Below are 26251 nucleotides of genomic sequence, written 5' to 3' on the forward strand. Positions count from 1 at the left end.
CTTCTGACCTGACAAGCGTTGTCTGGAGATGAAAAAATTGGAGGTGGTGGGTGATAAGAGATTTGAACTCCTGACATCTTCGATGTGAACGAAGCGCTCTACCACTGAGCTAATCACCCATTGCCCGGCGTCTTATCGCAGCTCATTCCCGGCTGCAAGACTTATAGGGCGGGACCCCGGCCAGTATGCAAACCGGGGTCTGGTGTTCTTAGAGGCCGGGCAGCTTGTCCAGAACGCCACGGCGACCGAAGGTTGTGCCGCGCTCGTTGCCCAAATTGATACGGACACCTGCGCCAAGGAAGGGTTCGGTGCTGCTGCCGCTGCCGATAGATAGGTGGGCCGCGCCGAATTCGCCGTAGACCTGTGCGTTGGTGCCAACATTATAGGTCGCGCCAATCGAAAATGCGCTGACGTCTAAAGCACCTTCAATGTCGTTCAGGTAGTCGTATTTACCGATCACAGTCCATTTATCATTAACGGCCCCTCCGGCCGAAAAGCCCAGGATCGCGCCATCCGCGCCAGAGGCTTCTTTCAGGTCTTGAAAGCCCAGGTACCCTTCGATCTGCGCAGGGCCTGCGCCGAAACCGGCCTCAACGCCGTAGAATTGGAACGTCTCGTCTTCGATATGGTCCTGCCCGTAGAACGCGCCGAACGAGGCGGTTTGTGTGTGCAGGTTGGCGTGCAGGGTGACGTTTGTGCCGCTATAGTCCTCGTCCTCGAACCGGTATCCGCCCGCATCCAGTTGCAGGCTAAACGCACGGGAAAACGCCAACTCGCCCGCGCCGTTAAGGTTGTAGACGTCGCCAAGATCGCTGTCTGTGAAGGTGGAATAGCCCAGGTCCACATATCCGCCGGTTACCTCGACGGCATATGCCGTACCGGTCAGTAGAAGGCTGGTCAATGCACTGGTTGCAATGGTTTTTTTCACGTTTCTGCTCCGAATTGTGTTGTAATTGGCGCGGGTCGAAATGAGACTTCAGCGCATGAATGACCCTCTAGTTTTTGTCGCTTCGGATGAGTAGGGGGTCGGCGCGATTTCAATATGCTGTTGCAGGTGGGGCACAAATGCGCGGTCGTATGGGCCGCGCCTCGAAGGATGGCCGAGGAGTGGCTGCAAACAAAAATCAGGCTTCAGGCAAAAAACTTCAAAACGCCGCTTGACGATGCCCGAGCGTAGCCATAATACACCCCAACGTTCAGCAACGAACGGGCAGCGGGCGGTTGTAGCTCAGTTGGTTAGAGTACCGGCCTGTCACGCCGGGGGTCGCGGGTTCGAGCCCCGTCAACCGCGCCATCGCTGCCAGACTTGGTCCAGTTTAAAGGCCACGAAAATAGATGCGCGGTTGTAGCTCAGTTGGTTAGAGTACCGGCCTGTCACGCCGGGGGTCGCGGGTTCGAGCCCCGTCAACCGCGCCATTTTCCCTTGAAAATTTAGAAAATCACTGGTTCTTGGCGCAAGGCTGGCGTTGTTTCAGTATGATGTCAGTATGTGTCGGTAATAATCGGTGCGTTCACAGTTTGTTCTAATTTTTCTGTTGGAGACTCAGCGCCGCTCGCCTATCTCTGAGGGACGTGTTTGTTGGGGGCCAGAATGGCTGAGCTGAAGAATATCGAGGTGCGCGGCGCGCGCGAGCATAACCTCAAGAGCATTGACGTGGATATCCCGCGCGACCAGCTGGTGGTGATCACCGGGCTGTCTGGCTCGGGTAAATCCTCGTTGGCCTTCGACACGATCTATGCCGAGGGGCAGCGTCGCTATGTCGAAAGCCTCTCGGCCTATGCGCGGCAATTCCTCGATATGATGGAAAAGCCGGATGTGGACCATATCAGCGGACTGTCTCCGGCGATTTCGATTGAACAAAAGACCACGTCAAAGAACCCGCGTTCAACCGTTGGAACGGTGACCGAGATTTATGACTACCTGCGACTGCTGTTTGCACGTGCGGGGACACCTTACAGCCCTGCGACTGGTCAGCCGATCGAAGCGCAGCAAGTACAGGACATGGTCGATCGGATCATGACAATGGAGGAGGGGACGCGCGGCTACCTGCTGGCCCCCATCGTGCGCGACCGTAAGGGCGAATATAAGAAAGAGTTTCTGGAACTGCGCAAACAGGGCTTCCAGCGCGTCAAGGTGGATGGTGAGTTCTACGAACTGGATGAACCGCCAACGCTGGATAAGAAATTCCGCCACGATATCGACGTGGTCGTGGATCGTCTGGTCGTGCGCGAGGGGATGGAGACGCGGCTGGCCGACAGCCTGCGCACCGCTCTGGATCTGGCCGATGGGATCGCGATTTTGGAAACCGCGCCGCGCGAAGGGGATCCTGAGCGGATTACTTTCAGTGAAAACTTTGCCTGCCCGGTCAGTGGCTTTACGATTCCCGAAATCGAACCGCGCCTCTTTTCATTCAACGCCCCGTTCGGGGCCTGCCCGGATTGTGATGGGCTGGGGGTTGAGCTGTTCTTTGACGAACGCCTTGTGGTGCCGGATCAGACACTGAAGCTGTATGACGGGGCCTTGGCGCCGTGGCGAAAGGGGAAATCTCCGTATTTCCTGCAAACCATCGAAGCCATCGCGCGCCACTATGAGTTCGACAAGAACACGCCGTGGAAAGACCTGCCCAAGAAGGTGCAGCAGGTGTTTCTGCGCGGCTCTGGGGATGAGGAAATCCAGTTCCGCTATGATGAAGGTGGGCGTGTCTATCAGGTGACGCGCAACTTCGAGGGCGTGATTCCGAATATGGAGCGTCGCTACCGCGAGACCGACAGCGCCTGGATTCGGGAAGAGTTTGAGCGCTACCAGAACAACCGTCCGTGCTGCACCTGCGAAGGCTACCGCCTGCGCGCGGAAGCCTTGGCCGTGAAGATCGCCGGCCTCCATGTGGGTCAAGTGGTCGAGATGTCGATCCGTGAAGCTCTGGCTTGGGTCGAGGACGCGCCGAACCATCTGAGCGTTCAGAAAAATGAGATCGCGCGGGCGATTTTGAAGGAGATTCGCGAACGCCTCGGATTCCTGAATAACGTTGGTTTGGAATATCTTACGCTGTCACGTTCAAGTGGTACTTTGTCCGGTGGTGAAAGCCAGCGTATCAGGCTTGCCAGCCAGATCGGATCGGGTCTGACCGGGGTTCTTTATGTTCTGGACGAGCCGTCAATCGGCCTACACCAACGGGACAATGATCGCCTGTTGGGCACGCTGAAAAACCTACGAGATCAGGGTAACACGGTGATCGTTGTCGAACACGATGAGGAAGCGATCCGTGAGGCCGACTATGTGTTCGATATCGGCCCCGGAGCGGGTGTTCATGGCGGGCAGGTCGTCAGCAAGGGAACGCCGGCCGAGATCACGGCCGATGCGGCCTCGGTCACGGGGCAATATCTGGCCGGTACGCGAGAGATTGCGGTGCCGAGCGAGCGACGCAAGGGCAACAAAAAAAAGCTGACCGTGGTGAAAGCGACGGGCAACAACCTCAAAAACGTGACCGCCGAGTTCCCTCTGGGCAAATTCGTCTGTGTGACCGGCGTGTCGGGTGGGGGCAAGTCGACGTTGACGATTGAGACGCTGTTCAAAACCGCCTCGATGCGCTTGAACGGCGCGCGCCAAACGCCTGCGCCCTGCGAAACGATCAAAGGGTTGGAGCATCTGGACAAGGTAATCGACATCGACCAACGCCCCATCGGGCGGACTCCGCGTTCGAATCCAGCGACTTACACCGGGGCGTTTACGCCGATCCGGGACTGGTTTGCAGGATTGCCCGAGGCTAAAGCGCGCGGCTACAAGCCCGGGCGGTTCAGTTTCAACGTCAAGGGCGGCCGGTGCGAGGCGTGTCAGGGCGACGGTGTCATCAAGATCGAGATGCACTTTCTGCCCGATGTCTACGTAACCTGCGAAACCTGCAAGGGCGCGCGGTATAACCGCGAGACGCTGGAGATCAAATTCAAAGGCAAGTCCATCGCCGATGTGCTGGATATGACGGTCGAAGACGCGCAGGAGTTCTTCAAGGCCGTGCCGTCGATCCGCGATAAGATGGATGCTCTGGCGCGTGTTGGGCTGGGCTATATAAAGGTAGGCCAACAGGCGACCACGCTGTCTGGAGGTGAGGCGCAGCGGGTCAAACTGTCGAAGGAGTTGTCGAAGCGCTCAACCGGGCGGACGCTGTATATTCTGGATGAGCCGACGACGGGTTTGCATTTCGAAGATGTTCGTAAGTTGTTGGAAGTTCTGCATGAACTGGTCGATCAGGGGAATACGGTTGTCGTGATCGAACACAATCTGGACGTTGTGAAAACCGCGGACCACATCATTGATATCGGCCCGGAAGGTGGCGATGGCGGTGGCGAGATCGTTGCCACCGGAACACCGGAAGAGGTGGCCGAGGTCGAGCGGAGCCACACGGGGCGTTACCTCAAGCCGATGCTTTCAGGCACCCGTGTCGCGGCTGAATAGGCTGCGACACGGTTTTTTGCGAGGCTCTGCCTCGCGCTCCGGGATATTTTTAGCCAGATGAATGAAGGATCATTGTGCCTTATTCTCGGCTGCGTTTTTCAAATCTGGGCAGCATGGCTGAGAAATCCTGGCCCAAACCACCTTCGGCTTCAACGAACTGCTGATAGAGCGCAGTTGCGGCTTGGCCCATCGGGGTGTCGGCATCGGCGCTTTCGGCAGCTTGCTGGCTGAGGCGCAGGTCCTTCAACATCAATTCGGCAGCGAAGCCCGGCTGATAGCCATTATCCGCAGGGCTGGTGGGACCAACACCGGGAGCGGGGCAATAGGCGTTCATAGTCCAGCTATAGCCGGAGGACGTGCTGACCACGTCGAACATCTTTTGCCGGTCCAGACCCAGTTTGTCGGCCAGCGCGAAAGCCTCGCAGGTTGCGATCATGGTGACGCCGAGGATCATGTTGTTGCAGATTTTTGCCGCTTGTCCAGCACCTGCCTCACCGCAATGCACGGCTTTTTGACCCATGATCTCGAACAGGGGGGCGGCTTTGGCAAAGGCGTCGGATGATCCGCCAGCCATAAAGGTCAGGGTACCGGCCGAGGCCCCTCCGATCCCGCCGGAGACTGGCGCGTCCACGGACAGAAGCTGCGCTTCGATGGCTTGCTCGGCCACCGCTCGGGCGCTGTCTACGTCGACGGTCGAACAGTCTACTAACACCGCGCCCTGTTGCATGGCCGGGATGATCTGGTTGGCAACCACGCGCAGGATGTCGCCATTCGGCAGCATGGTGATGACGGCATCAGCGCTTGAGACGGCCTCTGTTGCGGATTGCGCTTGCGTCACGCCATCAACGCTTACACCCGCCGTGTCAAAACCTGTGACCTGATGCCCGGCCTTCGCAAGGTTGGCCGCCATCGGCGCGCCCATATTGCCCAAGCCGATAAAACCGATTTGCATCTCTTATTCCTCCTGAAAAGTCAGTGCGTTCGCGCCAAGCGGTTGCAGCATTTTCGAGACCGCAACAGCGGGTACTTTCATATCCGGGTACTGCCAGCTTGGGCTACGATCCCTATCTATGATCAGTGCGCGGATACCTTCGATGAGATCTCCGTGTTCCTGCGCGCGATAAGTGAAGCGATACTCCATATCCAATGCACGGTGCATGGTCAGGGACGGGCCGCGCAGACGGTGGATCATCTCGACCGTGCAGGCCATGGAAAGCGGTGAATGCTGGCCCATCATGTCCATCGCTTTCGCCGTGAAATCAGTATCTTCTGAGCGAAGGCTGATGAGGATATCCTCGAGTGTCTCGCCTGCAAAATACTGGTCGATCTCTGGTTGCATCTGTTGCAATTTCCCGTCGGGCGCGGGTTGGGCGTGATCGGTGACCAGTTCGGCATTGCCCGACGCCTCAAGCAATTCGATAAGGTCTGGCCAAGTGGCTTGAGGGATGAAGTGATCGGCGAAACCGGCGTAGATGGCGTCCGCTGGCCCCATCCGGAAGGCGGTGAGGCCTAGATATTCGCCAAGCCGCCCAGGCGCCAATGCCAACATCAACGAGCCGCCGACATCCGGAACCAGCCCGATCGCGCATTCCGGCATCGAGATTTTCGAGGTCTCTCCGACTACGCGATGGGTTCCGTGGCAGCCGATGCCGACTCCGCCGCCCATTGTGAAACCCTGCAGAAAGCTGATGATGGGTTTGGGGTACGCGAAGATCAGCGCATTCAGGCGGTATTCATCGCGCCAGAAGGTTTGCCCGTGTGAGAAATCCCCCGCGAGACCGGTTTCATAGAGTTTGGCAATGTCGCCGCCTGCGCAAAAGGCTTTGTCGCCCTCGGCGTCGATGATGATCAGGTCGACCTCGTCGTCTTCGCGCCAGTTGCGCAGGGCGGTGTCGATGGCCAAGCACATCTCATAGCTCAGGGCGTTCAAAGCCTTTGGGCGGGTCAGGGTGATGCGCCCGGCGCGACCGGTCGTGCGAATGTCGATGTCAGGCATGATCCCCTCAGGTTCCGGCCAGCAGGTGGCGCGCCACGATCACGCGCATGATTTCGTTTGTGCCTTCGAGTATCTGATGCACCCGTAGGTCGCGCACAAGCTTTTCGATGCCATAGTCGGCAAGATATCCGTAGCCGCCATGAAGCTGCAGGCATTGATCCACGACATTTGAGCCGGTCTCGGTTACGAATTTCTTCGCCATTGCGCAGAATTTCGACGCATCCGGAGCGCCTTGATCCAGTTTCCAGGCAGCCTGCCTCAGGAAGGTGCGCGCGGCCTGCAATTCGATCTCCATATCGGCAAGGCGGAATTGCAAGGCTTGAAATTGGTCGATGGATTGCCCAAACGCCTTACGCTCGGACATGTATTGCAGGGTCATGTCCAACCCGGCCTGCGCAGCCCCAAGCGAGCAGGAGGCGATGTTCAGACGCCCTCCATCAAGGCCCTTCATGGCGTATTTGAAGCCGTCGCCTTCGGAACCGACCAAATTGCCCGCGGGGATATTGCAATCGTCGAACTGGACCTGCGCGGTGGGTTGGCTTTTCCAGCCCATCTTCTGTTCCAGCGCTCCAAAGCTCAGACCCGGCGTGCCGTCTTCGACATAGACGGTCGAGATTCCTTTTGGACCTTCCGCGCCCGTGCGGACCATGCAGACATAGGCATCCGAGTATCCGCCACCCGAGATGAAGGCCTTGGTACCGTTCAGAGTGTAGCCCTCGTTCGTGCGCTCAGCCCGCGTCTTCAACGCGGCGGCGTCCGAGCCGGAGCCGGGTTCGGTCAGGCAATAGCTCAGCACTGTATTCAGGCTCAGTACATCGGGCATGACCCGTGATTTCAGCTCATCACTGGCGAAACTGTCCAGCATCTTGGCGCACATATTGTGGATCGACAGGAACGCCGCGACCGAGGGGCAGGCCATGGACAGCGCCTCGAACACGAGGGTTGCGTCGAGACGGCTGAGATCGGCTCCGCCGCTGTCTTCCGAGACGTAGAGCGCGCCAAAGCCAAGCTCTCCGATACGGGGCCAAAGCTCTTTGGGGATTGTGCCTTCTGCCTCCCACTGGCGGGCGAATGGGGCAATGTTGTCCTGCCCAAATCCATAGGCCATATCGAAAATGGCCGTTTGTTCCTCGGTCAGCCCGAACTCCATTGCGCACCCTCCCACAGGCAAAGAATTGAACGATTGTTTATTTAGTAATCGTTACAGAACTATTTCAGGATGAGCAATCCTGAGAGCTGTTTGAGTGTAGGGTTCGCTAGAGGTCCGCGTGAAACTCCTCGATCAGATGGCGGACAACGGCCTGGCCGGGGTCTTCGCCCTTCGCGACAGCTTCAGCATGGACGCGCCGCTGGCGGGTGGCCGAGGTGCCTGTTTCTGCGATCTGACGCAGTCGGGCCAGTTCGGTCATGGTTCCCAAAGCCTCGGCATCTTCAGCCAGCATCCCCATGAGTTCGCCGATCAGCTCGGCCATGGGTTTGATCGACCGATCCCCAAAATCAATCAGCCCTTCGCCGACCCCATAGCGTTGCGCACGCCAGCGGTTTTCACCGATCAGGAAGCGGTCATACTGTCGCCAGCGCAGATTACGGGCCTTCAGGCGACACAGCATACGGGTCAGGGCCTGCACGAGCGCGGCCAGAGATAAGGTGTGCTCAAGCCGCGGCTGGACGTCCATGATGCGTGTTTCCAGCGTCGGGAACCGATGAGAGGGGCGTAGATCCCACCATATTTTCGTGGTGTCCTCGATCACGCCAAGCTCGACCAGGACGCCGGTTGTGCGTTCGTACTCGCTCCAACTATTGTAGACCGGCGGCAATCCCGTGCGCGGCAGGTTGTCGAACACGGTCAGGCGGTAGGAGGAAAGCCCCGTATCCTCGCCATTCCAGAACGGGGAGGACGCCGAAAGCGCCAGCAGATGGGGTAGGAAGTAACTGAGTTGCGGCATCAGGTCTGCGCGTAGGGCCGGGTCCTCGACCCCCACATGCACATGCATTCCGCAAATCAGCATCCGCCGTGCAACGCCGCCCAAAGCGTGTTGCAGAGCGTCGTAACGCTCTTTCCGTGTATGGTGTTGTTTCTTCCAATCGGCAAACGGATGGCAGGATACAGCGATCGGGCTGAGGTTATACTCGGCAGCCCGCTTTGACACACAGGACCGAAGACGCCTGAGATCTTCGCGCGCGCTTTTAACGGTCGTGTGGGGGCGGGTTCCAACTTCGATCTGACACTGCAGGAATTCAGGGCTGACCTGTCCTTCGAAATCCGCCTGGCAGGCTTCCATCAATGCGGCGGGGGCCTCGGCCAGATGCAGGCTGTCGCGGTCGACGAGCAGATATTCTTCCTCAATGCCGATCGTGAAATCTTGTTGCATGGGCCTACCTGCCGTTTTCCAATGCAATCAGTGAATACGTAAATCACCGTTTTGCCAAGGGTTTGCCAGTGGTTTGTCGTGGGGCCGCTTGCAGAGCGACCACAAGCAGCGCTAAGGAACGGACAGCAATACGATAACGGAGCTGGCCTCGTGAAACCCAGAAAATTCCCGCAGATCAACGCAGCCCTTGATGAGTTGGGGGTGAAGCTGGTCGACAAGGTGACCGAACAGGACGAACGCGCCCGGCTGGAGGCGTTCGAGCGGGCAGGCGGGCTGGAGCGTCCCGCTTACGCGTTGTCTCCGGGAATGGAAGGCTTCGACATCGCAGAACTGGTCGCCGAATACGGCCAGTACAAGAATGCGCTGGAGGCCTTGAAGGACCCGGCCCGGAACCAGACGGGATATCGGTCGGGGAATGGCTATTATGACAGCCCCGATGCCGACGCTCTGTATCTGATGATCCGCAGGTTCAAACCGAAGCGCGTGGTCGAGGTCGGTTGCGGCAACTCAACCCGCGTGACGCGGCAAGCTGTCCTTGACGGAGGGTTGGACACGCAGATCACAGCCATCGACCCGTATCCGCGCGCAGATATCGCCCATGTGGTCGATGCGTTCGAACAAAAAAGGCTTGAGGAGGTAGATCCGGCTCTGTTCGAACAGCTCGAGGCCGGGGACGTTCTTTTCATCGACTCCAGCCATGTTGTCAGGATGAGCAACGACGTCGCGCATCTGTTCTGCCGCATCATCCCGACGCTGAAACCGGGCGTTGTCATCCACGTGCATGATGTTTTTTTACCTTACGAATATCCCAAGCGTTTTTTCTACGACTGTCCAGGTTGGGGTGAGCAATACATGTTGCACGCCCTTCTGCAATCTGGAGCGTTTTCAATGCTTTGGCCGGGGTATTATCTGCAACAGGACCGCCCCGATGCGTGTGACGCGCTACCGTTTTTGAACGATGGCCGGGCGCAGAGTATCTGGGTTCAGATCAAAGAACAGTGATCCTAAAGTGATCCGGTGTGAAACATGCGCCGTAAACCTTTCCATAACAAGCTGGAGAGGAGAAGACAGCCATGTTTCGTCGCACATTGATGGGCGCTGCCGCCGCAGTTGCACTTGCCATGCCGATCAAGGCTCAGGCTGCTGACATCGTTGACACCGCCGTATCTGCGGGATCGTTCACCACACTGGTCGCAGCCGTTCAGGCCGCCGGTCTGGTCGACACTCTGAAGGGCAACGGCCCGTTCACCGTTTTTGCACCGACAGATGAGGCGTTTGCTGCTCTGCCCGAAGGCACGGTTGAAAGCCTGCTGCTGCCTGAAAACAAGGACAAACTGGTTGAAATTCTGACCTACCACGTGGTGCCTGCCAAAGTGATGTCGGGTGATATCGCTGGCAAGCGCGCGAAGGTTCTGACCGTTCAGGGCGATCGTCTGAGCGTCAACGCTAAAAATGGCGTACGCGTTAATGGTGCCGATGTGGTGCAGGCCGACATCGAAGCCAGTAATGGCGTTATCCACGTGGTCGATGAGGTTATACTGCCCGAATAACCTTGGCGTCCCGCTAAACAAAGAAGCCCCGGACCTGAAGGCCGGGGCTTTGCTTTTTTTGAGTTTTAGACCTCAGACCAAACGTACCTGCGTTCCGATTTGGACCAGCGGGTACAGCTCTTCCACATGTTGGTTGTAAAGGCCGATGCAGCCCGACGAACTCTGCCGTCCGATCTTGCGGGTGTCGTGGGTTCCATGGACCAGATAAGCTGGCCAGCCCAGATACATCGCGCGCGTGCCTAGCGGGTTGCCAGGGTCACCACCCTCCATCCGAACGGGCAGAGACGGATCGCGTTCCCGCATTGAGGCGGTCGGTGTCCATGTCGGGTATTCGGCCTTGCGGACGACCTTGGTGTAACCGCGCCTGGTCAGCTCTTCACTCATCGGAACCGAGCTGGGATACAGTTTATACGTCCCGTCCGGTCCCCAATAGTGAACCGCGCGGCTGGTGATGTCGGCCAACAGGCAGCCCGCACCCAACTGATCAAAATGGTCTTGCCAGTTCTGCTGCGAGAACGACGAGACATTTCGGCGTACCGGCAGTTGCGTGCTGATCGCATCTTCGGTTTGCGGGAACGCATCGGAACTTTGCGCGCGGACGAGGGCAGGTGTGGCCAGAACGGATGCAGCCCCCAAAAGGGCCGAACGGCGAGTCATGTTGGATTTGGACAAGGCGACCTCCGGAGGTTCAATCTGCTCGAATATATAGTTGTGCCGAAAATATTTGCCAGGCTCGCAAATGACCAGCCTCTACAGCTTGAATTTATCGTGAGATTCCGGGTTTTGGAGGGTTCTGGCGGAACCCTGCCAATGAAAAACCCGGCCAGAGCGGCCGGGTTTGAACAGATTTGGCTTTGGATCAGTCCATCGCTTTGAAGTTGAACTCGCCACCCTCCTTGATGCCCGACGGCCAGCGGGCCGTGACAGTCTTGGTGCGGGTGTAGAACTTGAAGCTGTCCGGGCCGTGCTGGTTCAGGTCACCGAACATGGATTTCTTCCAGCCGCCAAAGGTGTGGTAAGCTAGCGGAACCGGGATCGGGACGTTGATACCAACCATGCCGATGTTGATCCGGCTCGCGAAGTCACGTGCAGTGTCACCATCGCGCGTGAAGATCGCGGTGCCGTTGCCGTATTCGTGGTCCATCGCCAAGCCTATCGCCTCTTCGTAGGAGCCCGCGCGAACGGTCGACAGAACCGGGCCGAAGATTTCCTGCTTGTAGATATCCATGTCTGGCGTCACGTGGTCGAAGAGGTGCGGGCCGACAAAAAAACCGTCCTCATAGCCCTGCAGGCTGAAATCGCGGTTGTCGACGACCAGCTTCGCGCCTTGCTCAACGCCCGAGTTGATCAGGCCGAGGATACGCTCTTTTGCAGCTCCGGTCACAACGGGGCCCATGTCCACGTCGTCTCCGGCTGTGTAGGGGCCGACTTTCAGCTTTTCGACGCGCGGGATCAGTTTCTCGATCAGACGGTCCGCGGTTTCTTCGCCCACAGGAACGGCAACCGAGATCGCCATGCAGCGTTCGCCCGCCGCACCGAAACCTGCACCGACCAGCGCGTCTGCGGCTTGGTCCAGATCCGCGTCGGGCATGACGATCATGTGGTTCTTGGCGCCGCCAAAGCACTGCGCACGTTTGCCGTTGGCCGTTGCGCGGCTGTAGATGTATTGCGCGATCGGGGTCGAGCCGACAAAGCTGACGCCTTGAATGATTTCGCTGTCGAGGATGGTGTCTACGGCCTCTTTGTCGCCATTGACGACTTGAAAGACGCCCTTGGGAAGGCCGGCTTCGATGAACAGTTCGGCCAGCATCAGAGGAACTGAGGGGTCACGCTCGGACGGTTTCAGAACCACGGCGTTGCCGCAGGCCAGTGCCGGGCCAACGTGCCACAGAGGCATCATTGCCGGGAAGTTGAACGGCATGATCGAACCGACAACGCCGAGAGGCTGACGCATCGAGTACATGTCGATACCCGGACCTGCGCTGTCGGTGAACTCACCTTTCAGCATTTGCGGTGCGCCGATGCAGTATTCAATCACCTCCAGACCGCGCTGCAGGTCGCCCTTGGCGTCAGGGAGGGTCTTGCCATGCTCACGGCTGAGCGCTTCGGCCAGCTTGTCCATGTCGCGGTTCATCAGGCCGACCATGGCCATCATGACGCGCGCGCGTTTCTGCGGGTTGGTCGCGCCCCATGCGGGTTGCGCGGCTGCGGCAGCCTCGATCGCGGCGGTGGTTTCGGCCGTGCTCGCCATTGGGCATTTGTACTGAACTTCACCCGTTGCCGGGTTGAAAACGTCATCAAAGCGACCCGAGGTTCCGGCCACGTTCTCACCATTGATGAAATGAGTCAGATCTTGCATTGCAAACTCCTCCGATATGTTTGCGCGCAGAATAGGCTTGCAGAAATAACCTGAACAGAGGCAATGTCTCAAAAGAGCTTTGCAAAAATGCAAGAGGGACGGGATGACGCCAAATTGGGATGATATGCGCGTTTTTCTTGCCGTCGCGCGTGAGGAAAGCCTGTCGTCGGCGGGGCGTATCTTAAAGATCGACCCCGCTACAGTTGGTCGGAGGATCGCCCGATTGGAGGGCAGCTTGGACGCGCAGCTGTTCACCAAGTCGCAACAAGGTTACATTTTGACGACCGCTGGGGAACGCCTGCTGGATCACGGTTTGCAGGCCGAGGAGGCGATGCGCGCTGCCGCTGGCGCAGTGGTTGGGTCGACCGAGTCGCTGAGCGGTCAGATTCGGATCGGTGCTCCGGACGGCTCAGCGAACTACCTGTTGCCTCAGGTCTGCGCGAAGATCAGCGATGCCAATCCGGATTTGGATATTCAAATCCTGGCGCTGCCGAGGATCATCAACTTGTCGCGGCGTGAGGCGGATATGGCTGTTACGGTCAGCTCTCCGACCGCAGGCAAGCTGCTGGTGCAAAAAGTCAGCGACTACAAACTGCATCTGGTTGCGGCGCAGGACTATCTGGACCGACACGCCCCGATCCAGACGGTCGAGGACCTGAACGCCCACCGTTTGATTGGCTATATCCCGGACATGATCTTTGATCGCGAGCTGGACTACCTCAACGATTTGGGCATCGACCGGGTGGCGCTTGCATCTAACTCGGTACCGGTTCAGCTACGTCAGGCGGCGCTTGGCGCGGGGATCTGCGTTGCGCATGACTTCACGCTTCCGTTTCATCCGAACCTGCGCAGGTTGTTGACCGATCAGGTCAGTCTGACCCGCAGCTTTCATCTGGTTCGGCATCAAGGCGATCAGCGAAACGAACGCCTCAACCGCTTTGCGCAGGCATTGACCCGTGGGATTCGCGACGAAGTTGCACGGCTTGAGGCGGAAGCCGGAACTTGACACTCATGACCATTCCGGCAACGCTTTGGAAAACAGTACGTTATTGCCGGAGGTTTTTTATGCTCGTTCAAGCCATTCTGACATCCAAAGCCACCGATGAGGTGGTGACCGTCGCTCCATCCGCGACTGTGTCTGAGGCGGCGAAGATACTGGCGGAAAGACGCATCGGTACAGTTGTTGTCTCAGAGGACGGAGGTAGTACCGCCGTCGGTATTCTGTCCGAACGCGACATCGTCCGAGAACTGGCGGCCAGCGGCAGCGGGTGCCTGAACCAATCGGTCGATAGCTATATGACCAAGGACCTGATCACCGCGACACGACAGGAATCGGTCGAAGATATTTTGGCACGCATGACCGAAGGCCGGTTCCGCCACATGCCGATTGTCGAGGATGGCAAGCTTGTCGGCATCGTCACCCTCGGGGACGTGGTCAAGGCGCAACTGACCGAGCTTGCAATGGAAAAAGACGCCCTGCAGGGCATGATCATGGGGCATTGAGGGGGCAGGGCATAACGCCCTCTTGCACCTGCAGCATGATTGTGTTTGCTATCGCCCAGTTTTTGAACGCAGGAGAGCGTGATGCGGGTTGGCCTTTATCCCGGAACTTTTGACCCGATCACCTTGGGGCATATCGACATCATCCGTCGAGCCTCGGCGCTGGTGGACAAGCTGGTGATCGGCGTGGCCATCAACCGTGACAAAGGGCCTTTGTTTTCGCTGGAAGAACGCGTTGCCATGATTGAGGCGGAATGCGCGCATCTGTCAGAACAGACCGGGACCCAGATCGTGGCGCATCCGTTCGAGAACTTGCTGATCGACTGCGCGCGGGATGTGGGCGCGCAGGTCATCGTGCGCGGGCTGCGGGCCGTTGCTGATTTTGAGTATGAATTCCAGATGGTTGGCATGAACCGGGCTCTGGACGATTCCATCGAGACCGTGTTCCTGATGGCCGAAGCGCGGCATCAGGCCATTGCTTCGAAACTTGTGAAAGAGATCGCGCGATTAGGCGGGGACGTGTCGAATTTCGTCACGCCCCGCGTGAATGTGGCCCTTAAAGAGCGGTTAGGATAACGCGCCCATCGCGGCGGCTGTGTCCAGCATCCGGTTCGAGAAACCCCATTCGTTGTCATACCATGCCAGCACGCGCACCAGCGTGCCATCCGTGACCTTGGTCTCCGCCAGCGACACAGTCGAGCTATGGGCATCGTGGTTGAAATCGATCGAGATCAGCGGACGATTTTCTGCGGCCAGCACGCCAGGGATTTTGGCAGCGGCCTCAACAAACAGGGCGTTGACCTCGTCCTCGGTCGTTGGGCGAGAGACTTCGGCCACCAGATCAACCACCGAGACATTCGGGGTCGGCACGCGGATCGCCTGACCGGTCAGCTTGCCCGCAAGTTGAGGCAGAACCAGCCCAACTGCTGCGGCAGCACCGGTGGTCGTCGGGATCATCGACAGAGCCGCCGCGCGTGACAGGTAAGGGTCTTTGCCTGCGGTATCATGCACCGGCTGGCTTGCGGTGTAGGCGTGAACGGTGGTCATGTTACCATGCACGATCCCCAACCCGGCATCCAGCGCCGCAGCAACAGGCGACAGGCAGTTGGTTGTGCATGAGGCGTTAGAAACGATCGTGTCCTCGGCGGTCAGTTCGGAATCGTTCACGCCAAACACGATCGTCTTGACGCCGCCGTCTCCACGGGCCGGGGCCGAGATCAGAACCTTCTTGGAGCCGTTCTTCAGGTGACGCTCAGCCGCTTCCCGGGTCCGGAATACGCCAGTGCATTCCAGCACGACATCGACATTCGACCAGTCCAACGCTTCGGGATCGCGTTCGCTCGTCAGTCGGATCGGACCCGCACCGACGTCGAGACCGGCCTCGGACAGTGTGACAGGTTTGGAGTAGCGGCCATGAACGCTGTCAAATTCGAACAGGTGGGCGTTCATTTCCGGCTTGGCCAGATCGTTGATCGCAACGATTTTTACGTCGGTCCGTCCCGACTCCATAACCGCGCGCAAAACGCCGCGCCCGATACGTCCAAATCCGTTAATGGCCAGTTTAAGTGTCATGTCCTGCTCCGTCAGAGTCTTTGCTCGAAATGAGTTAGCGCTAACAAAGCGAGATCGGCGAGAAAGTCAAGTAAAACCTTGCTCAGCGCCAGAAAGCGAGCCAGTCGAGAAAGTCGTAAAGTTTCTTGCCAAGGAACAGAAAATGCTCGGTTCCGAACAGGGCATAGTCCAGCATGATTGCGCCAAGGATCAGCAGCGCCAGCCAGATGGCGATTTGATTTGTCATGAGGGCCCCGAACAAAAACGCCCGCTCAGATAACCTGAGCGGGCGAAGCTGTTCAAGCGATCATGAGGAAATCAGTTAAGGCGCCCCATGGCGACGGCGACATCGGCCATACGAACCGAAAAGCCCCATTCATTGTCATACCACGCCAACACGCGGACCATTCGGTTATCCACCACGCGGGTCTGGTCCGGAGCGAAGATCGAGCTTTCCTCGGTGTGGTTGAAATCGGTCGAGACCAGCGGCGCGGGCTCATAACCCAGAACGCGCTGCATCGGGCCTTTGGCGGCCTCTTCAACGATTGCGTTGATCTCTTCGACGGTCACGTCGCGCGAGGCGCGGAAGCTCAGGTCTACGGCCGAAACATTTGGAGTAGGGACGCGGATTGCCGAGCCGTCCAGACGACCTTTCAGATTTGGCAGAACCTCGCCCAAGGCAGCCGCTGCACCAGTCGAGGTCGGGATCATCGACATCGCCGCCGCGCGAGCGCGGTACAGGTCGCTGTGGCGACGATCCAGTGTCGGCTGGTCGCCGGTATAGGCGTGAATGGTGGTCATGATACCGTGTTCGATGCCGACACCTTCGTCCAGAACCTTGGCAAGCGGAGCAAGGCAGTTCGTGGTGCAGGAGCCGTTCGAGACCATGTTGTCATTTGCGGTCAGCGTGTTGTGGTTCACGCCAAACACGATGGTCTTGTCGACATTTTTGCCGGGGGCCGACAGCAGAACCTTCTGCGCGCCGCGATCCAGGTGGGTTTTTGCCTTGGTGCCGTCGTTGAACTTGCCGGTGCATTCCAGAACGACGTCGCAGCCTTCCCAATCCAATTCGTTCATGTCGTAGGTCGAGAACATCTGCATCGGGCCTCGGCCCAGATCCATGGTGTCGCCTTCGATCGACACTTCGCGCGGGAAACGGCCGTGAATGCTGTCATATTTCAGCAGATGCGCCGATGTTTCGAGCGGGCCGGTGGCGTTGACTTTGATCACTTCGATGTCGTTGCGGCCCGAGGCGGCAATGTGCGACAGGGTACAGCGGCCAATGCGGCCAAAACCATTGATACCGACCTTGATGGTCATGTGACGTCTCCAAATGCGCTTGCGTTTGAGGCCATATAGCCTTGAAACCGGAATCTCAAAAGGGCAAAAGCGGCATATTTTTAAGGTGTTAGCGCAAACCTGAACAGATTGCGCTAACGCTTGCGCTAGCTGTTGGATCGGGTAGGGTCCGTTTGCGGCAGGTGACAGGAAAGGACACGCGATGAGCGGACTGTTGGCCCTTTTGGATGATGTGGCGGGGATTGCCAAGGTGGCTGCGGCCTCGGTGGATGATGTCGTAGCGGCTGCTGGCAAGGCGGGGGCCAAAACGGCCGGCGTGATTATCGACGACGCGGCGGTTACGCCAAAATACGTTCAAGGGTTTGCGCCTGCGCGTGAGTTGCCGATCATTTGGCGCATTGCCCGTGGGTCGGTTTTCAACAAGCTCATCCTGCTGCTGCCGGTCGCCCTGTTGCTTGCGAATTTCGCGCCTTGGCTGATTACACCTCTGCTGATGCTGGGCGGGTCATATCTGTGTTTCGAAGGGGCCGAGAAGATATTCCACGTTCTGTTCCCACATGGCAGCCACGCCATTGAAAAGGACATGGATGTACGCGATCCGGGCCACCTTGAAGAACAGAAGGTCAAAGGTGCGATCAAGACGGATTTCATCCTTTCGGCTGAGATCATGACCATTGCGCTGGCCGCGATTGAGGCTCCGAATGTGTGGATGCAGGCGGCAACTTTGGCTGTTGTCGGGCTTGGGGTGACGGTGGCCGTTTATGGCTCGGTCGCCTTGATCGTGAAGATGGACGATGTCGGGCTGTATCTGGCCGGAAACGCTCCGACGCCGGTGGGCCGAGGTCTGGGGCGCGGATTGGTCAAGGCCATGCCCACGGTGATGAAAACCCTTTCGATCGTCGGAACGGCGGCCATGCTGTGGGTGGGCGGATCAATCGTCATCCACGGGATGGAGGTTCTGGGTTTTGGCTGGCTGGGGCATCATATCCATGACTGGGCTTATGCGGTTGGTCATTCGGTCTCGGCACAGTGGGAGGCCGCGGCGGAGTGGATCGCCAAGGCGACCATGGACGGCATCTTTGGTCTGGCCTGGGGGATGGTCTTGATCCCCCTGGCAACCAAAGTCATCGGGCCCGTGATGGGGGCGTTTTCAGGTTCATCCAAAGAACACTAGGCGGTGACGTTAGGTCCTGCTGGCCTCCGTCCGCGGTCAGATTATCCTCGACATGCCAATAGCTAAGTGGAATTCCCATGTCCGAGCCATCCCTGTTCGATGTCCTCAGCGCCGCTGAGGCGCAAGGCGATTGCCTCTGCTACTCGGTGCCGCAGAACTGGAAGCAAGGCCGCACAACATTCGGTGGGTTTTCGTCGGCCCTAATGCTGTCAACGGTTTACAATCGGCACAAAGATTTACCGCCCCTCAGATCAGCTCTGGTAAATTTCACGGCGCCGATCAGTGATCCGCCGCTAGTCAAAACGGAAATCTTGCGCGAGGGGCGCAATGTGAAGACCATCCACGCTCTTGCCGAAATCGGTGGCAGTGTTGCGGCGCAAGCGACATTTTCCTTTGGCCGCGCGCAAGACAGCCATGTCGCGTTCGATTGCCCGGCGAAGCCCGCAGATGCGCCCGAGATGACGGAGTATTATTTCTCTCCAGATTTGCCGCGACCGCCGATACCTTTCCTTACAAACTTTGACGTCAGAAAGGTCGAGGGTGAATTGCCTTTCATGGGGGCAGATCGCGGGTATCTGCGCCTTTGGGCCCGACACAACGATCCTCGGATGTGGAACAGGACGGAGGGCTTGATTGCAATCGCTGACCTCCCACCGCCAGCTATCTACCCCACGCTAAAGAAACCCGGACCAAATTCGTCAATGAACTGGATTTTCAACGTGTTGTCCGAGGATATTCAAACTCGCGACGGTTGGTTCTTACTGGAGCACCAACTTACCGCAGGCCGCGATGGCTATAGTTCTCAGGTCATGCGCGTTTGGAACACAGAAGGCGATTTGATCGTGGATGGAATGCAATCCGTGATCATCTTCGTGTAAGAAAAAAGCCCCGGCGTGGACCGGGGCTTTTCATTTTGTGGCAGGCTGGATTAGCCCAGAAGTTCCTTGACCTTGGCTACGGTCGCTTCGGCGGTAATGCCGAAATGCTTATACAGATCACCAGCTGGAGCAGAGGCACCAAAGCTCGACATGCCGATGAAACCTGCCTTGGCTTCGCGACCACGCTCACCCAGCAGCCAGCGATCCCAACCACCGGCGCGAACAGCGGCTTCGATGCCGACGCGAACCGCTCCGGCGGGCAGAACGCGCTTGCGGTAGGCTTCGTCTTGTTCAGCGAACAGCTCCATACACGGCATGGAGACGACGCGGGTACCGATGCCTTCGGCTTCAAGCATCGCTTTGGCTTCCATTGCCAAGGAAACCTCAGAGCCCGTAGCGATCAGGATTGCCTGACGCTTGCTCTCAGCTTCCGCCAGAACGTAAGCACCCTGCGCGGTCAAGTTCTTGGCTTTGTGATCCTTGCGCACGGTCGGCACGCCCTGACGGGTCAGCGACAGGACCGAGGGGCTGTCCTTGAAGGTCAGCGCCAGTTCCCAGGCTTCAGCGGTCTCGACGGTGTCGGCGGGGCGGAACACATAGGTGTTCGGCGTCGCGCGGCTTATCGCTAGATGCTCGACCGGCTGGTGGGTCGGGCCGTCTTCACCCAGACCGATCGAGTCATGGGTCATCACGAAGACCGACGGGATTTTCATCAGCGCGGCCAGACGCATGGACGGGCGGGCATAGTCGGTGAAGGCCATGAAGGTGCCGCCATAGGGGCGAATGCCACCGTGTAGCGCCATACCGTTCATCGCTGCGGCCATACCGTGCTCACGGATACCGTAGTGGATGTAGCGACCCTTGCGGTTTTCCGGCAGGAACACACCCATATCAGCCGATTTGGTGTTGTTCGAACCGGTCAGGTCAGCCGAGCCGCCCACGGTCTCGGTCATGATCGGGTTCACAACGTTTAGAACCTTTTCGGACGAGGCGCGGGTGGCCAACTTGGGCTGATCCTCCGACATCTGTTTCTTGAAGGAACGGATCGCACCGGCCAGTTTCTTGGGTGCTTCAAACGCGTAGGCGCGGCTGAACTCGGCCTGTTTACGCTCCGAGATTTGCGCGAAACGCTCTTCCCATTCTGCGCGCTCGGCGGCACCACGGGCGCCGATGGCTTCCCAAGCCGATTTCACATTGGCAGGGATTTCGAACGCGTCATGCGGCCAGCCATAGCCTTCTTTGGCGGCTTTCAGCTGCTCCTGATCTGTCAGCGCGCCATGACCTTTCGAGGTATCCTGTGCGGCGTGACCCAGAGCGATGTGGCTTTTGCAGGCAATCATCGAAGGTTTTTTCGACTTTTTCGCCTGCGTGATAGCCGCGTCGATCGCTTGGGGATCATGGCCGTCGATCTCGATAACATGCCAGCCCGAGGCCGCAAAACGGCGCACCTGATCGGTACGGTCGGCGATATCCACGGTGCCGTCGATGGTGATGTTGTTGTCATCCCAGAAGACGATCAGTTTGCCCAGCTCATGACGACCGGCGAGGGTGATCGCCTCTTGGCTGACGCCCTCCATCAGGCAGCCGTCGCCTGCGATCACGTAGGTGTAGTGATCAACGATCTTCTTGCCGTAATGCGCGCGTTGGATTTCCTCGGCCATGGCAAAGCCCACAGCGTTCGAGATGCCCTGACCCAGTGGGCCAGTTGTGGTCTCGATCCCGTCGACTAGGAAGTTCTCCGGGTGACCCGCAGTTTTCGCGCCCAGCTGACGGAAGTTCTTGATCTCGTCCAGCGTCACATCCGCGTGGCCGGTGAGATAAAGCAGCGAATAGATCAGCATCGAGCCGTGGCCCGCCGACAGAATGAAGCGGTCGCGGTCCGGCCAGTTCGGAGCCGAGGCGTCGAATTTCAGGTGCTTTTCGAACAGGACGGTCGCAACATCGGCCATGCCCATCGGCATACCGGAATGGCCGGAATTGGCGGCGGCGACGGCGTCAAGGGTCAGGGTGCGGATGGCCGCAGCTTTGTCCCAGTGTTCGGGGTTTGCATTGCGCAGCGCAGTCAGGTCCACGGGCGTTGTTCCTTTGGGTTTGAAGCAGATTGCGCGCTCAATAGCATTCACCCCTCAAAGTGCAAGCAGAACCGGGCGAAACAAGGTCGCACCGCTTGAAGAGAGCAGTCCAAGCCTTTGAAACCAAACAGTGGGTATTTTCCGTCACATTCCGCTAGACTGGGGTCAAGCGGGACCGATTCTTGATTCGGGCGGTTCGGCAACAGAATGAACCTTGGTTAAGAGGTGACAGGGGCATGAGCCAGATTGAAGAGTTACAGCAACGCATTCTTGCCGCGATGGAGCGTATTGGCACGGGCGTGACAGCCCTGCAAAGCGCGCCCGCAGGCGATGCAGATCATGGCTTGCAAGCAGCGTTGGATGATGAGCGTGTTGCCAACGCGCAGCTGCAAGAACGCTTGACTTCGTTGAAGGAACGCCACGAGCAGGAAGTTGACGGCATGCGCGCCGATATGGAGGCGCTGCGTGCTGCTCCAGAGCCTACGGCCGATGTCGACGCGCTGCGGGCTGAGTTGGCCGAAGCCGCAACCAAGCTTTCTGCGGTTGAGGCTGCGCGGGCCGAACTGGCCGAGGCCAAGGCGGCACTGGAAAACACCGAGGAACTGGACGCTCTGAAAGCCGAGAACGCGCAATTGCGGGCCGATCTGGAAGGTCAGGAAGACCCGGCAGCGCTGCGTGCCGAGATTGAAGAGATGAGGGCTGCTATTTTGCGGGCTGGAGACATCGAGGCCGAAAACAGCCGTTTGCAGGCCGAATTGGCCGATAGCGAACGGGTGGCCGAGCTGAACGCAGAGCTGGAGATGTTGAGGGCCGAGCGCGCCAGCCACGGGGCTGCCATGTCACGTCTGGATGACGATCTGCAGAGGATGCGGCAGGCGAATGAGCAACTACGCAACTCGGTTGATGCCCTGCGCGCTGCGGCGCAAGAGGGAGTTCAGGACGCGGAGCTGTTGAATCAGGCGACTGTGGCGGAGTTGGAAGCAACGCGCGCGGCGCAAGCGACCGATGCGGCCGAGGCACGGGCTGTTCTGGCTCGCCTTGAGCCTCTGCTATCGCAGGCGAAACTGGCAGAAGGTGAGGTTGAGTAATGCCCGAAGTGACCATTCATATCGGCGGGCGCGGGTTTGACGTGTCTTGTCAGGACGGGGAAGAAAGTTTTCTGCAGGCCGCCGCGAAAATGCTGGATGACGAAGCGCAGGTGCTTTCGGATCAGATTGGGCGTATGCCCGAATCCCGCATGTTGTTGATGGCCGGTCTGATGTTGGCGGATAAAACAGCCGCGACTGATGACAAAGTCAAAGCGCTTGAGGCGAAGCTGGCCGAAACCGAGGCCGAGCTTCAAACGCTACGCAGCGCGCCGGCACCTGAACCCGAACGGATCGAGGTCGCTGTCGTGCCGCCTTCGGTTACGGATACACTGGCCGAATTGGCCGCACGGGCCGAAGCCCTGGCATCAGACATCGAGGAAAAAACAAAATGAAACGAGCATGCGGCTTGATCTGTGGGGCCGTGGCCCTTGTGTGTGCATCCAAGGCGATGGCCGAGATCGACATACTGACGGTGACGTTCAACTGCGAGAACGGTATTCCGCTGCCAGTGACGTATTTCAACGCATCGGACGGCTCGGGCGCCGCGGCGACGATGGTCGACAATTCTCTGGTCGCGATGCGACAGGTCGAGAGCGGTTCGGGCATTCGGTACGAATCCGTGGATACGAACGGAACCTATATCCTGCGATCAAAAGGGTGGAATGCCACGGTGAGCTTTCTGGCGACAAACGCCGCCAGCGAGCAGGTCATTTTTCAAGATTGTTCCAGCCGTTAAGGCCGGATCAGGCGTTGGCCTCACGGATTTTGTCGGCTGCTTCCTTGTTGTAGCCGACACCATTTTCGTCAAACAACGTGTCCAATTCACCCGACAGGGTCATTTCGGTGATGATATCGCAGCCACCAACAAACTCGCCTTTGACATAGAGCTGCGGCACTGTCGGCCAGTCCGAATAGTCCTTGATGCCCTGACGGACTGCTTCGTCGGCCAAAACATTCACATCAGCGTAGTCGACGCCCATGTAGTTCAGCACACCTGCCACACGGGATGAGAAACCGCACTGAGGCATCTCTTTGGTGCCTTTCATATACAGCACCACGTCATTGGCTTTGACGGTTTCGTCGATCTGGGTCTTCACGTCGGTCATTTCGCGTTTCCTTTGCTCTTCGGCATCATAGCTTTGGCGTAATCTTGCGTATCCTTGGGGATATGGGTCTCTGCAGAGCTAATTGTAGCGTCATGTGATTGATAGGAGGAATATAGGAGGTGTCATCCCTGTCCGGGCGGCGTTCCACGCCTCGTCTTGCGCCCAGTCTTTGAGTTGTTCCGCGCCAACAGCGCGATGAGCAAAACAAATACGGAAACCGCAATTGAGATTACAATCGCATGTTCCATTCTACTCCGGAACTTTGGTGGTCAGCGCCAGCGCGTGCAGGTCTCCATCCGGGCCGTCCATCTTGCCTTTCAGGGCCGCATAAACAGCGCGCTGTTGCTGGACGCGGTTCTTGCCCCGAAAGCTCTCGTCCACGACCATGGCGGACATGTGAACGCCATCGCTGCCGCCAACCTGAATTTCCGCGTTGGGAAAGCTCTCGCGCAGCAGGGTTTCAATCTCGTGGGCGCTCATCGGCATGTAGGCTTACTCCTGAAGGTCTTTCCCAAGATGTAGAGCGATGGGAAGGCGCGTGCAAGATGTGGAAGGTCTTTCAGATATGCAAATCCCGCACCGATCAGGGCGCGGGACTATTGGTTTGTAGAAAGAGTAGTGTGATCAGGCGACCGCGGTGGCAAAGCTTTGGCGGAAAATCTCAGTCAATTCGGCCAGAGGGGCTTCGGAACTGCCGATCTTCACAGTTTCGCCGGTAAAGCGACCGACTGAGGTCAGGGGAACGCCAGCCTGACCGGCTGCGATCATCAATGCCTCGGCCTGATCAAAGTTGCAGGCCACCAGATATCGGGCTTGATCTTCGCCGAACAGGATTTCGGTCGAGGCATCGTCGAGGTGAACGCCAACGCCCGCTGCTTCGGCCAGTTCAAACGCTGCAAGCGCCAGGCCACCGTCGCTCAGGTCGGTACAGGCCTTGATCATCTCGCGGTTGGCGCGGATGAAGTCGCCGTTGCGTTTCTCGGCCTCAAGATCCACGTGGGGCGCATCGCCTTCTTCGCGGTTGAACACCTCGACAAGAAGGGCGGACTGGCCCAGGTGGCCTTTGGTTTCGCCGATCACGAGGGCAACGTGACCTTCACGCACCTCGTTTCCGATAATCTCATCGGTGTGGTCGAGCAGGCCAACGGCGCCAATGGTCGGGGTCGGCAAGATCGCCTGACCATCGGTCTCGTTGTAAAGTGAGACGTTGCCGGACACGATGGGCACATCCAGCGCGCCAACGGCGGCTCCGATGCCTTGAATCGCGCCAACGAACTGGCCCATGATCTCGGGCTTTTCAGGGTTGCCGAAATTCAGGTTGTCGGTTGTGGCCAGCGGTTTGGCCCCGACAGCGGTCAGGTTGCGATAAGCCTCTGCCACCGCTTGCTTACCACCTTCAACCGGGTTGGCGCGGACATAGCGCGGCGTCACGTCTGAGGTAAAGGCCAGCACCTTGTCGGTACCGTGAACACGGACCATACCGGCGCCCAGACCCGGGGTGCGGGCGCTGTCGGCCATAACCATGGTGTCATACTGCTCATACACCCACTGCTTGCCCGCATAGTTGGGCGAAGAGAGCAGGGCGCGCAGACCATCAATCGGGTCAATCTGCGGGACGTCGGCTAGTTCCTCAGCCTCAGGCGTCGCGACCCATGGGCGGTCATATTCCGGCGCGGTCGAGGAGAGCTTCGACAGGACCAGATCAGCCTTCACCTCTCCATTGTGCATGATCAGAAAACGGTCTTCGGCGATGGTTTCGCCGACGATGGCAAAGTCAAGGTCCCACTTTTCGAATACGGCGCGGGCTTCGGCCTCCAGCTCGGGCTTCAGAACCATCAGCATGCGTTCCTGTGACTCGGAAAGCATCATTTCATAAGCTGTCATGTTCTCTTCGCGCTGCGGGACGTTTTCGAGGTCCAAACGGACACCCAGACCACCCTTGTCGCCCATCTCAACGGCCGAGCAGGTCAGGCCTGCCGCGCCCATGTCTTGGATCGAGATTACAGCGCCGGTTTTCATCAGCTCCAGCGTCGCCTCCATCAGGCGCTTTTCGGTGAAGGGGTCGCCGACCTGAACGGTGGGGCGTTTCTCTTCGATGGTATCGTCGAACTCAGCCGAGGCCATGGTCGCACCACCAACGCCGTCACGTCCGGTTTTGGCACCGAGGTAAACGACGGGCATGCCGACGCCAGAGGCCGCCGAGTAGAAGATTTTGTCGCTATCAGCCAAACCTGCAGCGAACGCATTCACAAGGCAGTTGCCGTTATAGGCCGGGTGGAAGCGAACCTCACCTCCGACACAGGGCACACCGAAGCAGTTGCCATAGCCGCCAATGCCTTCGACCACGCCGTTGACCAGTTGGCGGGTCTTGTGGTGACCGGGCTCACCAAAGGACAGGGCGTTCATCGAGGCAATCGGGCGCGCGCCCATGGTGAAGACGTCGCGCAGAATGCCGCCAACGCCGGTTGCCGCACCCTGATAGGGTTCGATGTAAGACGGGTGGTTGTGGCTTTCCATCTTGAAAACAACTGCTTGCCCGTCACCGATATCAACAACGCCTGCGTTCTCACCCGGTCCGCAAATGACCTGAGGACCAGACGTTGGCAGGGTGCGCAGCCATTTCTTGGAGGATTTATAAGAGCAATGCTCGTTCCACATGGCCGAGAAAATGCCAAGCTCGGTGAATGTCGGCTCACGCCCGATGATCTCGAGGATCATGTCGTATTCCTCGGGCTTCAACCCGTGGGCGGCAATCAGATCAGGTGTGATGGCTGGCTCTTGCATCCTGTTTCGGTCCCCGAGATGGCAATGTTTGGCGCCTTTTAGGGGAAGGGACCGCCGGGGGGAAGAGAAAAG

Annotated in this window: 25 protein-coding genes and 3 tRNA genes; 13 read left to right on the forward strand and 15 right to left on the reverse strand. The window is 58.4% G+C overall.

Going from position 1 to position 26251, the window contains the following annotated elements; translation table 11 throughout:
- Positions 1-44: 44 nt before the first annotated feature.
- Both ACR0I8_RS00150 and ACR0I8_RS00155 read right to left on the reverse strand, forming a co-directional pair.
- A tRNA-Val gene (locus ACR0I8_RS00150) sits at positions 45-119 on the reverse strand.
- An 89-nt stretch (positions 120-208) separates the two neighbouring features.
- Positions 209-928 carry a porin gene (locus ACR0I8_RS00155; RefSeq protein WP_170688590.1) on the reverse strand — a complete coding sequence of 240 codons (720 nt, stop codon included), beginning with the start codon at positions 926-928 and terminating at the stop codon, positions 209-211.
- Between the two features lie 289 nt (positions 929-1217).
- On the opposite strand from ACR0I8_RS00155, the gene ACR0I8_RS00160 reads away from it, so the two are divergent.
- From ACR0I8_RS00160 to uvrA, 3 genes are all read left to right on the forward strand, one after another.
- Positions 1218-1294, forward strand: a tRNA-Asp gene (locus ACR0I8_RS00160).
- Between the two features lie 45 nt (positions 1295-1339).
- A tRNA-Asp gene (locus ACR0I8_RS00165) sits at positions 1340-1416 on the forward strand.
- Positions 1417-1591: 175 nt separating this feature from the next.
- On the forward strand, positions 1592-4450 hold the full coding sequence (uvrA, locus tag ACR0I8_RS00170; RefSeq protein WP_170688591.1) for an excinuclease ABC subunit UvrA: 2859 nt from the start codon (positions 1592-1594) through the stop codon (positions 4448-4450).
- 79 nt (positions 4451-4529) lie between these two features.
- Here uvrA and mmsB read toward each other — a convergent pair whose 3' ends face one another.
- From mmsB to ACR0I8_RS00190, 4 genes are all read right to left on the reverse strand, one after another.
- Positions 4530-5402 carry a 3-hydroxyisobutyrate dehydrogenase gene (gene mmsB / locus ACR0I8_RS00175; RefSeq protein WP_480702607.1) on the reverse strand — a complete coding sequence of 291 codons (873 nt, stop codon included), beginning with the start codon at positions 5400-5402 and terminating at the stop codon, positions 4530-4532.
- A gap of 3 nt (positions 5403-5405) precedes the next feature.
- Positions 5406-6446: an enoyl-CoA hydratase/isomerase family protein gene (locus tag ACR0I8_RS00180; protein WP_480702609.1), complete on the reverse strand. Its 1041-nt coding sequence runs from the start codon at positions 6444-6446 to the stop codon at positions 5406-5408.
- Positions 6447-6453: 7 nt separating this feature from the next.
- Positions 6454-7596, reverse strand: coding sequence for an acyl-CoA dehydrogenase family protein (locus ACR0I8_RS00185; RefSeq protein WP_170688592.1), 1143 nt, complete (start codon positions 7594-7596; stop codon positions 6454-6456).
- A gap of 106 nt (positions 7597-7702) precedes the next feature.
- Positions 7703-8818, reverse strand: coding sequence for a carboxylate-amine ligase (locus ACR0I8_RS00190; RefSeq protein ID WP_170373595.1), 1116 nt, complete (start codon positions 8816-8818; stop codon positions 7703-7705).
- A gap of 150 nt (positions 8819-8968) precedes the next feature.
- Here ACR0I8_RS00190 and ACR0I8_RS00195 point away from each other — a divergent pair, with 150 nt between their 5' ends.
- Together ACR0I8_RS00195 and ACR0I8_RS00200 are read left to right on the forward strand one after the other, a co-directional pair.
- Positions 8969-9820, forward strand: coding sequence for a class I SAM-dependent methyltransferase (locus tag ACR0I8_RS00195; RefSeq protein WP_170688593.1), 852 nt, complete (start codon positions 8969-8971; stop codon positions 9818-9820).
- 71 nt (positions 9821-9891) lie between these two features.
- Entirely contained in the window at positions 9892-10368 is a 477-nt protein-coding gene (locus ACR0I8_RS00200) for a fasciclin domain-containing protein (protein WP_170373597.1), read from the forward strand.
- A 72-nt stretch (positions 10369-10440) separates the two neighbouring features.
- Here the strand turns inward: ACR0I8_RS00200 and ACR0I8_RS00205 are convergent, their stop codons facing one another.
- Positions 10441-11025 carry a L,D-transpeptidase gene (locus ACR0I8_RS00205; protein ID WP_170688974.1) on the reverse strand — a complete coding sequence of 195 codons (585 nt, stop codon included), beginning with the start codon at positions 11023-11025 and terminating at the stop codon, positions 10441-10443.
- A gap of 202 nt (positions 11026-11227) precedes the next feature.
- Positions 11228-12727 (reverse strand): CoA-acylating methylmalonate-semialdehyde dehydrogenase, encoded by a 1500-nt coding sequence (locus tag ACR0I8_RS00210; protein ID WP_170665200.1) that lies wholly within the window; start codon positions 12725-12727, stop codon positions 11228-11230.
- Positions 12728-12830: 103 nt separating this feature from the next.
- On the opposite strand from ACR0I8_RS00210, the gene ACR0I8_RS00215 reads away from it, so the two are divergent.
- The 3 genes from ACR0I8_RS00215 to coaD all read left to right on the forward strand — a co-directional run bounded on the left by ACR0I8_RS00215 (position 12831) and on the right by coaD (position 14803).
- A complete protein-coding gene (locus ACR0I8_RS00215; protein WP_170688594.1) occupies positions 12831-13733 on the forward strand; it encodes a LysR family transcriptional regulator in 903 nt (300 codons plus the stop codon).
- Between the two features lie 59 nt (positions 13734-13792).
- Entirely contained in the window at positions 13793-14230 is a 438-nt protein-coding gene (locus ACR0I8_RS00220; protein WP_170659465.1) for a CBS domain-containing protein, read from the forward strand.
- An 81-nt stretch (positions 14231-14311) separates the two neighbouring features.
- Positions 14312-14803, forward strand: coding sequence for a pantetheine-phosphate adenylyltransferase (gene coaD / locus ACR0I8_RS00225; RefSeq protein WP_170688595.1), 492 nt, complete (start codon positions 14312-14314; stop codon positions 14801-14803).
- Here coaD and gap (ACR0I8_RS00230) read toward each other — a convergent pair.
- From gap (ACR0I8_RS00230) to gap (ACR0I8_RS00240), 3 genes are all read right to left on the reverse strand, one after another.
- Positions 14795-15799 (reverse strand): type I glyceraldehyde-3-phosphate dehydrogenase, encoded by a 1005-nt coding sequence (gene gap, locus ACR0I8_RS00230; RefSeq protein WP_170688596.1) that lies wholly within the window; start codon positions 15797-15799, stop codon positions 14795-14797. The two genes, coaD and gap (ACR0I8_RS00230), sit on opposite strands and share 9 nt — an antisense overlap.
- 82 nt (positions 15800-15881) lie before the next feature.
- The gene (locus ACR0I8_RS00235) at positions 15882-16025 is read right to left on the reverse strand and encodes a hypothetical protein (protein ID WP_170458101.1); all 144 of its coding nucleotides are present in this window, start codon (positions 16023-16025) and stop codon (positions 15882-15884) included.
- Positions 16026-16096: 71 nt separating this feature from the next.
- On the reverse strand, positions 16097-17098 hold the full coding sequence (gene gap / locus ACR0I8_RS00240; protein WP_170688597.1) for a type I glyceraldehyde-3-phosphate dehydrogenase: 1002 nt from the start codon (positions 17096-17098) through the stop codon (positions 16097-16099).
- Positions 17099-17279: 181 nt separating this feature from the next.
- Between gap (ACR0I8_RS00240) and ACR0I8_RS00245 the strand changes: the two genes are divergently transcribed.
- Entirely contained in the window at positions 17280-18251 is a 972-nt protein-coding gene (locus ACR0I8_RS00245) for a DUF808 domain-containing protein (protein WP_170373605.1), read from the forward strand.
- Between the two features lie 77 nt (positions 18252-18328).
- Positions 18329-19129 carry a thioesterase family protein gene (locus ACR0I8_RS00250; RefSeq protein ID WP_170688598.1) on the forward strand — a complete coding sequence of 267 codons (801 nt, stop codon included), beginning with the start codon at positions 18329-18331 and terminating at the stop codon, positions 19127-19129.
- A gap of 50 nt (positions 19130-19179) precedes the next feature.
- Here ACR0I8_RS00250 and tkt read toward each other — a convergent pair whose 3' ends face one another.
- On the reverse strand, positions 19180-21201 hold the full coding sequence (tkt, locus tag ACR0I8_RS00255) for a transketolase (RefSeq protein WP_170688599.1): 2022 nt from the start codon (positions 21199-21201) through the stop codon (positions 19180-19182).
- A 236-nt stretch (positions 21202-21437) separates the two neighbouring features.
- On the opposite strand from tkt, the gene ACR0I8_RS00260 reads away from it, so the two are divergent.
- Genes ACR0I8_RS00260 through ACR0I8_RS00270 form a run of 3 tightly spaced genes read left to right on the forward strand, consistent with a single transcriptional unit; the run spans position 21438 to position 23025 of the window.
- Complete coding sequence (locus ACR0I8_RS00260) at positions 21438-22289, forward strand: coiled-coil domain-containing protein (protein WP_170641455.1); 852 nt, start codon at positions 21438-21440, stop codon at positions 22287-22289.
- On the forward strand, positions 22289-22681 hold the full coding sequence (locus ACR0I8_RS00265; protein ID WP_170638781.1) for a cell division protein ZapA: 393 nt from the start codon (positions 22289-22291) through the stop codon (positions 22679-22681). Before ACR0I8_RS00260 ends, ACR0I8_RS00265 begins: the two co-directional genes overlap by 1 nt.
- A complete protein-coding gene (locus ACR0I8_RS00270) occupies positions 22678-23025 on the forward strand; it encodes an MliC family protein (RefSeq protein WP_170373610.1) in 348 nt (115 codons plus the stop codon). The genes ACR0I8_RS00265 and ACR0I8_RS00270 overlap by 4 nt, the downstream gene beginning before the upstream one ends.
- Before the next feature lie 7 nt (positions 23026-23032).
- On the opposite strand, the gene grxD is transcribed toward ACR0I8_RS00270, so the two are convergent.
- The 3 genes from grxD to purL all read right to left on the reverse strand — a co-directional run bounded on the left by grxD (position 23033) and on the right by purL (position 26179).
- Entirely contained in the window at positions 23033-23395 is a 363-nt protein-coding gene (gene grxD, locus ACR0I8_RS00275) for a Grx4 family monothiol glutaredoxin (protein ID WP_170548961.1), read from the reverse strand.
- Between the two features lie 249 nt (positions 23396-23644).
- Positions 23645-23881 (reverse strand): BolA/IbaG family iron-sulfur metabolism protein, encoded by a 237-nt coding sequence (locus ACR0I8_RS00280; RefSeq protein WP_170373612.1) that lies wholly within the window; start codon positions 23879-23881, stop codon positions 23645-23647.
- Positions 23882-24019: 138 nt separating this feature from the next.
- Positions 24020-26179, reverse strand: a complete 2160-nt coding sequence (gene purL / locus ACR0I8_RS00285; protein ID WP_170688600.1) for a phosphoribosylformylglycinamidine synthase subunit PurL — start codon at positions 26177-26179, stop codon at positions 24020-24022.
- Positions 26180-26251: the final 72 nt, after the last annotated feature.

Source organism: Ruegeria sp. BG9, assembly GCF_056538305.1.